12 protein-coding genes are annotated in these 16,655 nt (G+C 32.9%); all 12 read left to right on the top strand.

Annotated elements, in window-relative coordinates; translation table 11 throughout:
- Positions 1-623 precede the first annotated feature (623 nt).
- The 12 genes from IKZ35_05635 (at position 624) to IKZ35_05580 (ending at position 16,605) form a co-directional block, all read left to right on the top strand.
- The gene (locus tag IKZ35_05635) at positions 624-1,595 is read left to right on the top strand and encodes a calcium/sodium antiporter (protein ID MBR4893441.1); all 972 of its coding nucleotides are present in this window, start codon (positions 624-626) and stop codon (positions 1,593-1,595) included.
- A gap of 151 nt (positions 1,596-1,746) precedes the next feature.
- The gene (locus IKZ35_05630) at positions 1,747-3,729 is read left to right on the top strand and encodes a DHH family phosphoesterase (protein MBR4893440.1); all 1,983 of its coding nucleotides are present in this window, start codon (positions 1,747-1,749) and stop codon (positions 3,727-3,729) included.
- Positions 3,730-3,738: 9 nt separating this feature from the next.
- Positions 3,739-4,182 (top strand): 50S ribosomal protein L9, encoded by a 444-nt coding sequence (rplI, locus tag IKZ35_05625; protein ID MBR4893439.1) that lies wholly within the window; start codon positions 3,739-3,741, stop codon positions 4,180-4,182.
- An 18-nt stretch (positions 4,183-4,200) separates the two neighbouring features.
- On the top strand, positions 4,201-5,523 hold the full coding sequence (gene dnaB, locus IKZ35_05620; protein ID MBR4893438.1) for a replicative DNA helicase: 1,323 nt from the start codon (positions 4,201-4,203) through the stop codon (positions 5,521-5,523).
- An 11-nt stretch (positions 5,524-5,534) separates the two neighbouring features.
- A complete protein-coding gene (gene tilS / locus IKZ35_05615) occupies positions 5,535-6,863 on the top strand; it encodes a tRNA lysidine(34) synthetase TilS (protein ID MBR4893437.1) in 1,329 nt (442 codons plus the stop codon).
- Positions 6,853-7,392, top strand: coding sequence for a hypoxanthine phosphoribosyltransferase (gene hpt / locus IKZ35_05610; GenBank protein ID MBR4893436.1), 540 nt, complete (start codon positions 6,853-6,855; stop codon positions 7,390-7,392). The genes tilS and hpt overlap by 11 nt, the downstream gene beginning before the upstream one ends.
- A gap of 77 nt (positions 7,393-7,469) precedes the next feature.
- Entirely contained in the window at positions 7,470-9,386 is a 1,917-nt protein-coding gene (gene ftsH, locus IKZ35_05605; protein MBR4893435.1) for an ATP-dependent zinc metalloprotease FtsH, read from the top strand.
- Positions 9,387-9,398: 12 nt separating this feature from the next.
- Positions 9,399-10,070, top strand: a complete 672-nt coding sequence (locus IKZ35_05600; protein ID MBR4893434.1) for a ribonuclease III — start codon at positions 9,399-9,401, stop codon at positions 10,068-10,070.
- Positions 10,071-10,197: 127 nt separating this feature from the next.
- A complete protein-coding gene (locus IKZ35_05595) occupies positions 10,198-11,205 on the top strand; it encodes a G5 domain-containing protein (GenBank protein MBR4893433.1) in 1,008 nt (335 codons plus the stop codon).
- 226 nt (positions 11,206-11,431) lie between these two features.
- Positions 11,432-12,181, top strand: a complete 750-nt coding sequence (locus IKZ35_05590; GenBank protein ID MBR4893432.1) for a hypothetical protein — start codon at positions 11,432-11,434, stop codon at positions 12,179-12,181.
- A gap of 36 nt (positions 12,182-12,217) precedes the next feature.
- Entirely contained in the window at positions 12,218-15,226 is a 3,009-nt protein-coding gene (locus IKZ35_05585) for an S-layer homology domain-containing protein (protein ID MBR4893431.1), read from the top strand.
- 269 nt (positions 15,227-15,495) lie between these two features.
- Positions 15,496-16,605 (top strand): S-layer homology domain-containing protein, encoded by a 1,110-nt coding sequence (locus IKZ35_05580; GenBank protein ID MBR4893430.1) that lies wholly within the window; start codon positions 15,496-15,498, stop codon positions 16,603-16,605.
- Positions 16,606-16,655 lie beyond the last annotated feature (50 nt).

The following is a 16,655-nucleotide window of genomic DNA, read 5'->3' as shown; positions in this document are numbered from 1 at the left end:
CATTTTGTTTTTCTCCTTTTTAAATTTTTCTTTTGTTATATTTTATACCTATTTATTTTATAAGTCAAGATTTACCTTTACTTATATTGTGATTATACCATTTTTTAATAATTTAAGCAATATTTTCTTGACATTTTAAATTAAACTAAATATAATATTATAAAAAGGGAGTAGCCGGCATATTTTATATGTTTGAAATGTCGTCAGGTCGATTGGTGCTATCCAATCCGTATTTCAATCAAATGGCAAGACTTTTATTATCTTTTAAGGGGTAGTAGAAGTCTTTTTTTAATGTAGTACAGTACTACTGCACTAGTGCAGTAGTACTCGAACACCATATGGTTTTAAAATATAAATTATGTTTCATATTGCAGAAATCTCTTCAGATATACAAAAGTATTATCTTTGATATTTCTTTATCTGAAACAAAATTTCTCGTTTTAAAACTCTTCGACCTTAAACGCAGGGAAATTTTTAAGATTTTTAATGCGAAGGACGAAGTCAGGCTGACGCCTTACGAGGACGACAAATTAAAAAGATTTGAATTTAACAAGTTTAAGGCATATTGTGTTCAAGTACTACTGCACTAACCCTTATATTTAAAAAATGGAGGAAATAAAAAAATGAGTGGAGTATTAAGTTATGTATTTCTTTTAATCGGATTTGTTCTTCTGGTTAAAGGAGCAGATTATTTTGTTGACGGTAGTTCATCCTTGGCTAAACGCCTTAAAATTCCGTCAATCGTTATTGGTCTTACTATTGTAGCATTCGGAACAAGTGCTCCTGAAGCGGCAGTTAGTATCAGCGCATCAGTAACAGGAAATAACGGTATAGTTGTGGGTAATGTTATCGGTTCTAATATTTTTAATCTTCTTATGGTTGTAGGTGTTTGTGCAATTATTAAACCGTTTGACGTTAAGAAAAAGGTTATGAATTATGAGTTTCCTATGTCTATATACGCAGCACTTATTCTTATAGTTGTAAGTCTTGATGCTTTCTTAAATGGAAGACCAATGAATGTGGTAGACAGAAGTGAGGGTATAATTTTATTTGTATTTATAATAATGTTTGTATACTCACAGGTTAAAACTGCATTAAATGCAAGAAAGATTCAGGAAACAGAAGATGATGGGGAAGATTATGAAATTCTTTCTAAAACAAAAACATTTTTATATATAGTATTAGGTCTTGCGGCTGTTATATTTGGCGGAGATATGGTAGTTGACAGCGCAAGCAGTATTGCAAGAAGTTTCGGGCTTTCCAACCATTTAATAGGTCTTACAATAGTTGCTATCGGCACAAGTTTGCCTGAACTTGTAACAAGCGTTGTTGCTGCCTCAAAAGGCGAAAGCGATCTTGCTTTGGGTAATGTTATAGGTTCTAACATATTTAACATCTTCTTCATTCTCGGTATTTCGGGAATTGTAAATCCAATATCCTTTGACAATTCATTCTTTATTGACACAATCATTCTTCTTGCAGTAAGTTTACTGTCATATATTCTTACTAAAGTAAGCAAAGGCGGAAAAAGATGGCACGGTATACTTTATGTAATTTTATATATAGCATTTACCTGGTATATCATAATAAGATAATTTAAGACTTAAAATACCCCGAATCGTTAAGTGATTTACTCCTTGTGATTCGGGATTTTTTTATTTGACTTTAATTAAACTAAATGATATAATATAATTTACCGTATTGTAAGGTGGAATATTATACTAAAAAAGGCGGTTTAATAAGTATATGAACAGAGGTAATCTATTTAATTTACTTAAAACGAATAATAACGGTGCATTTTTGGCACTCATTGTTTTTTCGCTTGTAACATTAAAATTTAATATATATCTTGGGGTAATTGAAATAATCACAGTTTTAGTTTTGTTCTCAACTCACAGATTTTTTAACTTTAAAAGAAGAAGAAAACTTAACGAATATCTGGAAGATTTATTTTTATCTTCTGATTCCATATCCAAAGACTTTGTTGTTAACAGTATGCTTCCTCTTGCTATTTTAAAGGATGAAGATACTATTATATGGTATAACAACGCTTTTTCGGATGCTTTTTATGACGATGGGCCTGCAGAAACTTCCTTAAAGGCTGTTATAAAAGGGTTTCCTAATCTTAAATCAAATGAAGAAAACAGGGAAATAAATACAAATATAAAATACGAGGATAAAACTTATAATGTGCTTGGAACTCATCTTAAAATTCCTCATCATGAAAATAAGTTCTATACCTTAATATATTTTATAGATATTACAAAAGAAGTTTTTTATAAAAAGGAACTTGAAGATAAAGAACTTGTTATGGCACATATAGTTATAGATAACTATGAAGAAGCCATCAGCGGACTTAGTGAATCTCAAAGGGCAGTGCTTATTGCAGATACAGACAAATATATATACAGTTGGGCGCAAAATACCAACGCAGTTATAAAAAAACAGGAAAAAGACCAGTATAATTTATACTTCCATAAAAAACTTCTTGATAATTATCTTAAAAAAGATTTTGAAAAATTAAGAGATTTCACTATAAAAGACAATGAAAATGTTATAAACCTTACATTCAGTGTAGGGGTTGGGCATGGTGGGGAAACTCCTGCAGATAACGAAGAATTCTGTTCGTCTGCTATTGATATGGCTTTGGGCAGAGGGGGAGACCAGATAGTTGTCAAAGACCCTGACGGTTTTAAATTCTTCGGTGGTGCATCAAAAGAAACAGAAAAAAGAAGCAAAGTGCGTTCAAGAGTTGTTGCCCACGCTTTAAAAGAACTTATGGAAAGCAAGGAAAACATTGTTGTTATGGGGCATACTGATACTGATATGGATGCCTTGGGAAGTGCTTTAGGTGTTGTAAGAGCAGCAAAGTCAGTTAATAAGAATGCATATATTTTAATTGATGATGTTAATCCGTCTGTAAAAGAGATTGTTGAACAGATGGATGCAATGGATGAATATAAAGATATAATAATAGACTATTACAGAGCAGAAGAACTTCTTGATGATATGGGAATGTTGGTTTTGGTTGATGCTCACAGACGAGTTCTTTTCCCTTATAAAGAACTTATTGAAAAAGCGCAGACAACAGTTTTAATAGACCATCACAGAAAGAGCCCTGATTTTATCGACTCTTTAACCCTTACTTATCACGAGCCATACGCTTCTTCAACATCAGAACTTGTAATAGAAATTCTTCAGTATATGGACCAGAAAATCAAACTTACACCGATAGAGGCTAAGGCTTTATATGCAGGTATGCTTATAGATACCAAGAATTTCACTTTTAAAACAGGGGTAAGAACATTTGAAGCCGCTTCATTCTTAAGGCGTTCAGGTCTTGATACTACCGAGGCGAAGGAACTTGTTAAATGCGATTTAAAAACATACAAAATAAGAAGTGAAATTATTAATGATGCCATTATTTACAGAGACAGTATTGCAATAAGCAAATATGTGGGCGAAGAAATCGGCGACCTTACAGTTATTGCTCAGGCGGCAGACGAACTTATAAATATAAAAGGAATAAACACTACATTTGTTATATATTTTGACGGTGAGTGTTGCAGAATTTCTGCCCGTTCAGTCGGTAACATCAATGTTCAGGTTATAATGGAAAAAATGGGTGGCGGAGGCCATCAGTTATCAGCCGGAGCAAAGGTTGAAAGCACAAATATCAACGAGGTAATGGACGAGTTGGTAAAAAACATAGACGAAATTTTAGGTTAGGTGAAAAAAATGAAAGTAATTTTATTAGAAGATGTAAAAGGTCAGGGTAAAAAAGGAGAAGTTAAAAACGTATCTGACGGATATGCAAATAACTTTCTTTTAAAAAAAGGTTTGGCTGTCCCTGCTACTAACGACAATATGAATATATTAAAAAACAAAAATGCATCAGAAGAGCATAAAAGACAGGTTGAACTTGATAATGCCAACGAACTTAAAAATTCTATCGAAGGCAAAGAGGTTGTTATTATATCCAAAGGCGGAGAAGGCGGAAAACTTTTTGGCTCTATTACTTCAATGGATATTAAAGATGCAATTAAGAAAGACCTTGATAAGGATATAGATAAAAGAAAAATTCTTCTTAAAGATAACATAAAGTTGGCAGGAGTTTATGAAGTAGAAATCAAACTTCATAAAGACGTTACTGCTAAAATAAAAGTAAATGTTAAAGGATAAAATTAAGGAAGTAGTTTTATGGAAATAATAAAGGAAATGCCATTTTCCAAGGAAGCGGAACAGGCAGTTTTAGGCTCTATATTTTTAGAGCCTGACAGAATTACCGAAGTTTTAGACATTATTAAGGAAGAACATTTTTATATAGAAAAAAACAGACACATTTTCTCTGCAATGTGCGAACTTTTTAATAACAATCAACCGATAGATATTGTTACTGTCGGTAATCTTCTTATGGGAAAAGGTATTTATGATACTATTGGTGGAAATGATTATATAAAGGATATTATAAATAATATGCCTTTATCTTTGAATGTTTCGGCATATGCCCAAATTATCAAGAATAAATTTATTCAAAGAAGCCTTATTAAAGTAAGCGGGGAAATTTCTGACATTTGTTATAAAGACGATTCGGTTTCCAGTATGCTTGATATTGCCATTGACAAAGTGTTCAATGTTGCAAGAGAAAGAGAAAACGGGGAAATTGCCCATATTAAAACCATTCTTTTTGATAATTATAATAAACTTTCTGAAATTATGAAAAACGGAGAGCATATTTCAGGAATTTCAACAGGCTATAAATATTTAGACTCTAAAATTTTAGGTATGCAACCTGGAAACCTTATTTTAATTGCGGCAAGACCTGGGATGGGTAAATCTTCGTTCGCTGCAAATATTGCGCAAAATGTTGCAATAAGGCAAAATATTCCTACTGCTATATTTACTCTGGAAATGTCTAAGGAAGAACTTGCAAACAGAATTATTTGTTCAGAGGCTAAGATTGATAACAAAAAAATAAAAAGCGCAGACCTGTCTGAACAGGATATTTTAAAATATATTGATGCGATGGACCCTGTGGCATCTGCACCGTTATATATTGATGATACACCGTCTATCTCTTATACAGAATTAAGAGCAAAGTGTAAAAGATTAAAACTTGAAAAAAATCTCGGTTTAGTAGTTGTTGACTATCTTCAGCTTATGAGTGGAACATCAAGGGAATCAAGGCAACAGGAAATTTCTGAAATAAGCAGAAATCTTAAACTTATAGCAAAAGAACTTTCTATCCCTGTTATTGCTCTATCACAACTTTCCCGTGCTGTTGAGCAAAGAAAAGACGACCACCGTCCTATGCTTTCGGATTTAAGAGAATCCGGGGCAATAGAGCAGGATGCTGATATAGTTATGTTTTTATACAGGGATGAAGTATATAACGAAGATACCGAGGCAAAAAATATCTGCGAATGTATAGTTGCCAAAAACAGAGCAGGTGAGACCGGCTCGGTTAAACTTACATGGATTGGAGAATTTACAACATTCTATACATTTGAGGGTAATTATTAGTAAGAGGGCTTATGGAAAACAAAGTACTTTCTACGGTAAAAAAATATAACCTTATTTCTCCTATGGATACTGTTATTGTGGGTCTGTCAGGAGGGGCAGATTCTGTGAGTCTTATTTTATGCTTATATAATCTTAAAGAAAAACTTAAAATAAATAAGATTATAGCATGTCATATTAACCATAATTTAAGAGAAACTGCTTTAAGAGATGAAGAGTTCTCAAGAAAATTATGCGAAAAATTAGGTATAGATTTTTATGTAAAAAGTGTAGACATTAAAAAAATAAAAAATGAACTTAAAGTGTGTGAGGAAGAAGCGGGAAGAATAGCAAGGTACGACTTTTTTAATGAAATAAAATCTAAAACAGGCGCTTTAAAAATTGCTACTGCTCATCATATGGGCGATGTATTAGAAACATTTTTCCTCCGTCTTTTAAGGGGTGCTTCAACCGATGGGCTTATTTCCATAAAGCCTATGAGGGAAGACGGGGTTATCCGTCCTTTAATTGAGGTTAAAAGAGAAGATATTGAAGAATATCTTAAACTTAAAAATCAAAGTTATGTTACGGATGAAACAAATCTTGAAACAAACTATTTAAGAAATAAGGTAAGGCTTGAACTTATACCTTATTTAAAAGAAAATTTCTCTTTAAAAGAAGAAAATATTATAAACACGGTTGAACTTTTAAAAAAGGACAGTGAATATATTACATCTTTGGCAAATAAAGTATTAAATCAAGGGGTTATAAAGGATAAAGAGGTTATATATGATATAAACTTACTTAATTCTTTGGAAGATGCAGTTTTGTCAAGAGTAATAAGGCTTACTATAAAAAAACTTTTTGATATCGACCTTTTAAAAGTTCAGACTGACAGTGCCATAGCACTTATAAGAAATAAAAATACAGGCAAAGAAATTTCATTTAAAAATGAAGTTATTATAAAAATAAGTTATGATAAAGTTATAATAACTAAAAGAAAAGAACCTTATAAAGACTATTTATATAATTTATCTTTGGGGGATAATTATATAAAGGAAGCAAAAGTGATACTTAATTTATCTTCGGGCGAAAAAAGGGGTAAAAATTCGGTTTTAGTATCGGATATTTCAAATCTTAATGTAAGAAACAGAAAACCCGGGGATAAAGTATATATAAAAAAGGTAGGCCATAAAAAAGTTCAGGATTTATTTACTGATAAAAAAGTACCTAAGTACGAAAGGGATATTTATCCGATAGTTACAGACGACAAAGGCATTTTATGGATACCTGGGATATTTAAAAGGGAAAGCGACGAAAGAGGATACTTACTTGAAATAAGGAGAATGGGAAATGAAGAATAACGATGTTGAAAAAATTCTTATCACAGAAAGTGAATTAAAAGAAAGAATAATAGAATTGGGGAAAGAAATATCTATTGACTATAAGGGGAAAGATATTCTGGCGATAGGTATACTTAAAGGCTCGGTTATATTTATGGCTGACCTTATAAGAAATATAGAAAGCAATGTTTCTATTGATTTTATGATTGTTTCAAGTTATGGCAACTCTTCTACAACCTGTGGAAAAATCACTATTAAAAAAGACCTTGACACTGATATAAAAGGAAAACATGTACTTATAGTGGAAGATATTATTGATTCAGGAGTTACTCTTTCAAAACTTAAAGAAGAGTTATTAAAAAGAGAACCTGAAAGTCTTAAAATCTGCACTCTTTTAAATAAACCTGAAAGAAGAACAGCAGAAATTGATGTTGATTACATAGGTTTTGATACACCGAATGAATTTATCATAGGCTATGGTCTTGACTATGCAGAAAAATACAGAGAACTTCCGTATATCGGAGTTTTAAAAAGAGAAATCTACGAATAAAATAAAAAAATCATATACTGTAAAAAGCCTTATTTATAGGGTTTTTTGCGTATTCTTGATAATCATATACAACTTAAATAGGAGGCTTAAAATTGAAAAAACGCATTAAAGAAATTGCATTTTATCTGCTTCTTGCTTCTATTTTTATAGCGATTATTACTTTAACAATGCCGGAAAAAACGGAGGTTATACCATATTCGCAACTTATCTCAGATGTAAGAGCAGGGAAAGTAAAAGAAATATCAGTATTGGAAAATACAGCAACAGTACTTTATCGTGACACAGATAAGGTAGCAGAGGTTTCTATTCCTGGATATGCAGTACTAAGAATGGATATAGAGCCTGTAATTAACGAACAGGTTTCAACAGGCCAGTTAAAAATCGATATTGAAAAACCTGCCGAAATGCCTTGGTGGCTGTCATTTTTACCTACATTTTTTATAATAGCAACAATTATTATCTTCTGGTCAATTTTTATGCGTCAATCACAAGGTGGCGGAAAGATAATGAATTTTGGCAAAAGCCGTGCGAAATCGGTTAACGGAGAAAATGTATCGGTTACATTTAATGATGTTGCAGGGGTGGATGAAGAAAAAGAAGACCTTGCAGAAATTGTTGACTTTTTAAAAGACCCTAAGAAATTTACCGATATCGGTGCAAGAGTGCCTAAGGGAGTGCTTCTTGTAGGCCCTCCAGGAACAGGTAAAACACTTCTTGCAAAGGCAGTTGCAGGGGAAGCAGGGGTTACCTTCTTCTCTATCAGTGGTTCTGACTTTGTTGAAATGTATGTCGGTGTGGGTGCTTCCAGAGTAAGAGATTTATTTGACCAGGCTAAAAAAGGCTCTCCTTGTATAATTTTTATTGACGAAATTGATGCAGTGGGAAGACATAGAGGCGCAGGTCTTGGCGGCGGACATGATGAAAGAGAACAGACTCTTAATCAGCTACTAGTTGAAATGGACGGTTTTACATCCAACACCAACATTATAGTTATTGCTGCTACTAACCGACCTGATATATTAGACCCAGCTCTTTTAAGACCTGGAAGATTTGACAGGCAGATAGTAGTAGGATACCCTGATATCGGCGGAAGAGAAGCCATTTTAAAGGTTCACGCAAGAAATAAAAAGTTTGAAGACGATATAGACTTATCAGTTATAGCAAAAACTACTCAGGGCTTTACAGGGGCAGATTTGGAAAATCTTCTTAACGAATCTGCACTTTTAGCAGCAAGAGATAACCGTACAAAAATAAGCAATAAAGATATGGCAGAAGCGATGATTAAAGTTATCGCAGGGCCTGAAAAGAAAACAAGAAAAAGAACAAAGAAAGACAGGGAACTTACTGCATATCACGAAGCAGGTCATGCTATTATCACAGCACTTATGCCTACGCAGGATAAAGTTCACCAGATTTCTATAATTCCTCGTGGAAGAGCAGGTGGATATACTTTATCTCTTCCTTCAAGTGATAAATCATACTCTTCAAAAACTGAAATGTTAGAAGAAATCAATTCACTTCTTGGTGGGCGTGTTGCTGAAAAACTTGTGCTTAACGATATAAGCACAGGAGCATCCAATGATATTCAAAGAGCAACAAAGATTGCAAAAGATATGGTTACCAAATACGGTATGAGCGAAAAACTCGGACCAATGGTATTCGGCACAGACAATGATGAAGTATTTATAGGAAAAGACTTCGGTCATACCAGAGATTATTCCGAACATATTGCGGCAATCATTGACGAAGAAATATCAAAAATTATTGATAACGCTTATAACATATGTATAAATCTTCTTAGCGAAAATATGGATAAACTTCATGAAGTTGCAAAGATTTTACTTGAAAAAGAAAAAATCGAAGCAGATGAATTTATGGAAATTTTCCCTTATGAAAAAGAAGAAGTTATATTTGAAGATGACCTCTTAAATGAAAAGACAAATGAAACTTCCAAAGAGATTATATCAGAGGAAGAAAGTCAGGACGAAGAATAAAAAAGGTAAGTTATGTTTGAAAACAGGTTAAACTATCATTTTAAAAATAAAAAATTGCTTCTTAATGCTCTTATGCATAAATCATATGTAAAAAAAGGCGCAACTTGTGATAATAACGAAAGGCTTGAATTTTTAGGAGATTCCGTTTTGGGCTTTACAGTTGCAGAGTATCTTTATAAAAACTATGCCTATCTTCCTGAAGGGGAACTTACTAAAATACGCTCGATAGTTGTATGTGAAGAAAGTTTATATAAAGTTGCCAAGAAAATAGGGCTTGGAGAAGAAATTTATCTTGGCAAAGGGGAAGAGAATACATCAGGAAGAAACCGTCCGTCTATTTTGTCAGATGCGATGGAGGCAGTGTTTGCTGCTATTTATTTAGACGGTGGGATAGACTCTGTAAAAGAAGTTATACTAAATCTTTTAAAAGAAGAAATTGAACTTGCTAAAAACGGAGCAGACTTAAAAGACTATAAAACACTTCTTCAGGAATTAACCCAGAAAAACGGTGTTGCCCCAAGTTATGTTCTTATAAAAGAAGAAGGGCCTGACCACGATAAAACATTTACATCAATGGTAGTATTAAACGGAGATAACCTTGGCGAAGGTGTCGGCAAAACAAAAAAAGAAGCGGAAAAACAAGCAGCAAAAATAGCATACCAAAAATTACAAAAAAAGGTATAAATAAGAAGATATTGGCATATAATCTGTTATGAAAATAAAAAAAACTTGACAAAAAGTTCTTTTTAGTGTAAAATAAGAACTCGTTGTTGTCAAAAAAATAATTAACAACAAATTTTTGGGAGGGAATATGAATAAGATAATAGGATATTTAAAATCCTGTTTCTCTTTAAAATCCTCAATAATCTGCAGTATTGCTTTAGTGTTTGCAATATCTGCAATTACACTTATGCTTAATCTTTGCAAATATGAAATTACAATAAGTGAAGACGGAAAGGTCAAACAAGCATTTGTATATTCAACAACTGTTGAGGATGCTTTGAAAGAAGCAGGAATCAAAGTCAGCGAATTCGACGAGCTTTCTTTGGACCGTAACGCGAACTTAAAAAAAGAAAAGAAAATCGAAATTATAAGAGCCAAGGAAGTTGCTCTTATGATTAACGGTAATGAAGAAAAAATCTTTACTACACTTCCGACAGTTTCGGATGTTTTAGACGCTTTATCCATTGAAATTGGCGAGGATAGTATACTTATTACTCCAGCCGATGAAAAAGTGGCAAACGGTTTAAAAATTGAAATTGCCAAAAAAGTGTATGAAGAAATAACAGAAACTGAGGTAATTCCTTTTTCAACTATCAAAAAAGCGAATTACAATATGGATTCAGGTAAAACCCGTGTTGCAAAAGCAGGGGTTGACGGTGAGAAAAAATCTACTTACCGTGTGTTAAAACATAACGGCGTTGTTTTAGAAAAGGAACTTATTTTAGAAACAGTTACTAAAAAACCTGTTGATAAGGTTGTAGAATACGGTGTTATCGCATCTGTGCCTACATCCCGTGGTGGCGATATAAGAGCCAAAAAGGTTATTGACTGTCGTGCTACTGCATACTGCTTAAAAGGCACAACAGCATCAGGAGTGCCATCTCAAAAAGGCGTTGTTGCTGTTGACCCGTCAGTTATACCACTTGGTACAAGACTTTATATAGAAGGTGCTGACGGAAGTTTCTCATATGGATATGCTGTGGCAGGTGATACCGGCGGAAGCATCAAAGGTAATAAGATAGACTTATTCTTTGATACAAGAAGCGAGTGCATCCAGTTCGGCGTTAAAAATGTTAAAGTTTATATACTTGAATAACAATTTAAAATCAGAAAGACCAGACAAAAAAAGTCTGGTCTTTTTAGTATTAAAATCAGAAGAAAAAAACTTTGTTTTCTTCTAAAAAAATACATAAAAAGATGTTTTATTTACTCTAACTTTTCTTGACATTTATTATATAATAGATTATAATAATTCTATATTAGTGTATATATTGGGTTGTTGTCTTTAAATTTTTTGACAATATATAAAAGAGGTAAAATATATGACTAAGAAAAAGAAAATTACATTATCGGTTTTATCGGTAATTTTAATCTTAATTACCGTCTTTGTATGGGCAAATTTTGATTTAATACTAATGGTAAAAGACGGGCTTACCCAGTCTTTGGATGATTTAAATAAAAAAATGGAAGATGTAGACAAAAAGCAGAAAGACGCATTGGAAAATGCGGGTAATGTAAATGTCCGCCCTCTTAATGAAGAGGAAAAAGAGGAATTTTCCAAAGGTAATTTAACCGAAGAAGAAGTAATTAAAATTATCACAGGTAAAACTACTATAGAAGAAGTTAAAACCAAGAATGAAAATACTGAGGGGCAAAAACCTCAGGATAAACAGGAAGTGCCTGGCGATAAAACCACTGATTCATCTTTGAATCAACCTTCAAAAGAAGATGCTCTCAGCGAGAGAATATCCGAACTTGTCGGTAAAGTATATGTTCTTGAAGCAAAGTTTAAAACTGAGCTTGGGGCATTGGAGCAGTGGGCAATAAATGAATATGTCTCTGTTAAAAGAGAGGATAGACCTGCAAAGAAAAAAGAACTTATAGCAATAGGTTTCCCAAAACTTGCAGCCCTCGAGAAGGAATGTGATATGGGTGTAAATTCCATATTGGAAGAGCTTACAAAAGTTTTAAAAGACGCAGGTCAGAATACTGATTTAGTAAAACAGATAAAAGAATCGTATGTTGAGAAAAAGCAACTTACCAAGTCATACTATATCAGTGAATATATGTAATGTTTTTAAATACACATAAAAGAAAGGGTGGATACTTTGAGTAAAACATTTAAAAAAATTATTTCAGCCGTATTAGTTCTTTCAATGGTATTAACATTATCTGCTATAAGTGTTAGTGCCAACGGATATCCAAGTGAAGAGTACTGGGCAACCGAAGCTCTTAATGCTGGTGTTAAGAACAATATACTTTACGGAAGAAACAACGGTGACCTTGATCCCGAAACTTATCTTACAAGAGCAGAAGCTGCTGCTATGATTGTAAGAGCATTCGGCGCAACCGTTAAAGCAGACATTTCAGGATATTCTGATATGGATAGTTCCAAATGGTATTATGATGAAATTTCCAAGGCTGTTCATATGGGAGTATTTGTAGGCTCAGGCGACGGGAAAATGAATCCTGACAGTTTTATTACAAGAGCAGAATTATTTACAGCTGTTGCAAGAGCATTAGTTCTTTCTTCAAACGATTATTCTTCATTGGATAAATTTAATGACAGTGCCAATGTAAGCGAATGGTCTAAAGAATTTTTATCTATTCTTGTTAAAAAAGGTTATGTTAACGGCGATAATTTAGGAAACCTTAATCCTAAAGCCAACATAAAAAGAGCAGAAATGGCTCAGTTTATGCATAACATTTTTAAAACCTATTTCTCTGAAAAAGGTACATACTCATCTGTTGAAAAAGACAGCGTAATGATTAACACCCCTGATGTTAACCTTTCTAATGTTATAATTGAAGGCGATTTAGTTATCGGGGACGGTGCAGGTTACGGAACAATTGAACTTACTAATGTTACAATTAAAGGAAGATTACTTGTAAGAGGTTCTAAAAAGGTTAAACTTGTCTATGTAACAGTTGGCGAAGATGTTGTTGTTAAGAATATAAATTCAAATGTTCACTTTGATAATTACAGAAGTGAAAATGTATTTAAAAATATAAATATTATTACTTCTGCTACATTTAAACCTACATCAGGCGGAGGAGGCGGCAGCACACCAACACCTCCAACACCACCGACTACTACACAGTATAATGTTAATTTCTATATGTATGATACAGACCTTGTAGATACTGTTTTAGTTGATGAAAACACAGCGTTTGGTGATAACTTACCTGTTTTAGCAGACAGTGATAAGATAGTTAACGAAGGTTATATTAAGAATACTGACATCTCTGATGTGTATACCGAAGAGTCCGTTCACGAAATTGAATTTGGATGGTGGTATAACCCAACTGGCGAAGAATGGTTACCGTTTGACGAAACTGTTGTAATCACACAGGATACAGATGTATATTACAAAGGTAAAAAAATATCAGTATGGGTAAGCGGTCCACAGGTTGGCGGATCTAACCAATTAAGTGTATGGTATGATAACGGTACAAGACTTTATGATTCTTTAAAAGACTTTGTATATATAGACGGAAACAGATTAGCAATCAATGCAGCAAGACTTGCTACAGATTATGATGATAAAGTTATAGATAAACTTAAAGAACTTAATATTATCGATAATAATAACAATATCTTAGACTTAAGTTTCTTACTAAGATTTTCACAGGTTTTAGGAGAAGCAAATGTTGAAGACTTTATTGTAGACAGTGCTAAAGAAATGTTTAGTACCGGTAGTAATGATGCTCTTAATGAAGGAATTGAAGACTTTATTTCAACAAATAAGCAAGGTATGAAAAACCTTCTTTCTGATGTTACTGTAAGCGCTACTGCAAAAGATTACATTGTAAATCTTGCAGAAACAAAATGGAGCGACTCTTTCTTAACTACAATCGGTTGCCCTGCACTTACAAAGGCTCAGTTTATTGATGCAGTAAGAAATAACACTTATGATGCGTATTCTAAGGTTATAAACTATCTTGTTGACCATAGTGATATTACCCCTGATTATATTGTAAATATTGCTGAATATGTTTCTCACGATAGCGACCTAAGAGATGCTGTTGTTGACGAAATTATAGAAGAAGTATATAGAGCAGACCTTGATTTACTTGTATCTCAGGTTATAAACAACGAACAGTTCAGTGTTACAAATAAAACTTTATTTGTTGCAGAAGGACTATATAATAAACTTTATGAAGATTATTCATATAATGATATACTTACTTTAATTCCACAGAAAGATAAGTTATTTAAAATATATCCTGAAAATAAATTTGAAGAAATCTATCAGGGTGCGTTTGACAATCTTGTAAGTCAGATTCCTACTACACTTGCTGACGGTCAGACTGCATGGATAGACTGTGGACTTAAATTTGTAATTCATCCTGTAGAAGATGTATACGCTCCGCTTTATAATTCATTTGTTACTATATTAAGCGGAAACATAGGCGATAGGTTATACTATGATGGAAATAAATATCTTCAGGAAATGGTTAAATTATTCAGCCCTGATGCGTTATTTGCAGGAAATCAGGACCAGTTAAGATCATTTGAAGAATATTATAATATAATGGTTAAACACACAATTTTAAGCGATGATTTAGTTAAATGGTATAAAGGCGAACTTTCTAAAGACGAAGTTGATGCACTTCTTCTTAACTATGAAGATGTGGTATTAAAATATATAAACATCCTTACTTCTTACTTAGAAGGATATGCTGATGGCAGCATCGACCCATCAAACAAGTATTTTAATGCTGCTATGGATATTATTAAATCAAGATTCGGAAGCATTTACAATAAAGTTCTTGACTGGTATTTAACAAGTCCTCTTAACAAAGAATATACATCAAGCGACTATGCACAGTTTAGAAATATTGTTAAAGAGTTATATGATGCAACAGATATTGAAACAGACGGAATATTTGATGATCCAAGAATAGATACTCTTCTTTCTAAACTTGATGGTTTCTTAGTTGAAGAAAATGCTTCTTATGTAGACTTTGCCGGTGCAACACATAATGGTGTTGATATTTACGGTGTAACTGTTAAAGGAATTACAGGCACATTTGCCGTTATAGGCGATGATATGTATGAACTTAAAGTTAAAGACATTACTATCACATTAGTAAGAGAAGTTACAGCATACTAATCAATAGTACACTTAATAAAACAAAAAAATCTCCGAAAATTTTTCGGAGATTTTTAATTTCCATCATTTACATAACTTAAATTTCATATTGATTTATTAGCTAAATTATGATACAATGATTTCATAAAAGATGAAATCAGCGATATAAATTCCTGACGGAATTTGCGATATGCCTTGCGGTGCGATATATCGCACGAACGAAGTGAGTATATCGCAAAAACAATGTTGCTTAAATTGTGCATTGATTTTAATATATAAAGGAGTAAGTTATGAAAAAAATATTATCATTAGTTTTGATTTTTGCAATGATGCTTTCATACGGCGTGGTTAATGCTAATGTGCCTCTTGCATCATATACCTTGACTTTTAATGATGTAGATGCAAATTCTGCTCAGGGCGAGGCTATTTTAAAATTAGTTGAAATGGGAATTTTAGCAGGGTATGGAGATGGTACATTTAGACCCGATAATTTTCTTACAAGAGCAGAACTATGTAAAATAATAAACCTTGCTTTTAACTATACCGAAAAAGCAGAAGAAGGCTTTAGTGATGTTAAGAGTGATGATTGGTTTTATGATTATGCCTTGGTTGCAAAGAAAGCAGGATATATTACAGGATATGAAGACGGAACATTCAGAGGAAATAATCAGCTTACAAGACAGGAAGCATGTGCGATTATTTCAAGAGTGGCAAACCTTAAGGATGTAACATTTACTGATAAAATTACAGATAAGGTTGATGAATGGGCAGTTTTATATGTAAACAAAGTTCTTGGCAATAAAATTATGTCTTTAGAAGCAAACGGAACTTTCCGTGCAACAGAAAAAATCACAAGGGGCGAACTTGTATCAGTTGTTTATGTAACAATAAATAATTCTACCAAACCTTCAACCCCATCTACACCTTCTACACCTACAACCCCATCTAGACCTTCTACACCTACAACCCCATCTAGACCTTCTACACCTACAACCCCATCTACACCATCTGCAAAGCCTAGCACAAAGCCTGAAATAGATGAAGACAAACAGGAAGAAATGGTAGACAACATTAAACTTTTAGTTGATGATATAGAAACAAATCTTAAGAGATTTACACCAGATGAAAAAGAAATTTTAAACATTATAAAAGATGCTATGGAAGATACTTTAAAAGATGCTAAAAAAGATATAGCAATATATGAAGAAAACTATGTAACAAAAACATATAAAAAAGATATAAATAATGCAAAGGCAAAATATGACGCTATGTCAGAAGTAGATAAAGGTGGGTTCAGAAACAGAATAATTACATATTTAAGTACTTATGTAATAGAAGAACTTTCAAACACACTTTTTGGTATGAGCATTGAAGATTTGATTGAAAGTCAGAAAGATTAATAAAATATAAAAACATTCAAGGATAAATTCCTTGAATGTTTTTTGTTTTT

The organism is Clostridia bacterium, from assembly GCA_017554615.1.
Lineage (GTDB): Bacteria > Bacillota > Clostridia > UMGS1840 > HGM11507 > SIG450.
The sequence above is the reverse complement of the archived record's forward strand: the minus strand, read 5'-3'. Positions and strand labels throughout refer to the sequence as shown.

Coding starts and splice junctions, on each gene's coding strand:
- dnaB (MBR4893438.1), top strand. CDS start 4,201: ATGGAAATAATAAAGGAAATGCCATTTTCCAAGGAAGCGGAACAGGCA.
- rplI (MBR4893439.1), top strand. CDS start 3,739: ATGAAAGTAATTTTATTAGAAGATGTAAAAGGTCAGGGTAAAAAAGGA.
- IKZ35_05635 (MBR4893441.1), top strand. CDS start 624: ATGAGTGGAGTATTAAGTTATGTATTTCTTTTAATCGGATTTGTTCTT.
- IKZ35_05590 (MBR4893432.1), top strand. CDS start 11,432: ATGACTAAGAAAAAGAAAATTACATTATCGGTTTTATCGGTAATTTTA.
- tilS (MBR4893437.1), top strand. CDS start 5,535: ATGGAAAACAAAGTACTTTCTACGGTAAAAAAATATAACCTTATTTCT.
- IKZ35_05630 (MBR4893440.1), top strand. CDS start 1,747: ATGAACAGAGGTAATCTATTTAATTTACTTAAAACGAATAATAACGGT.
- IKZ35_05595 (MBR4893433.1), top strand. CDS start 10,198: ATGAATAAGATAATAGGATATTTAAAATCCTGTTTCTCTTTAAAATCC.
- IKZ35_05600 (MBR4893434.1), top strand. CDS start 9,399: ATGTTTGAAAACAGGTTAAACTATCATTTTAAAAATAAAAAATTGCTT.
- IKZ35_05580 (MBR4893430.1), top strand. CDS start 15,496: ATGAAAAAAATATTATCATTAGTTTTGATTTTTGCAATGATGCTTTCA.
- hpt (MBR4893436.1), top strand. CDS start 6,853: ATGAAGAATAACGATGTTGAAAAAATTCTTATCACAGAAAGTGAATTA.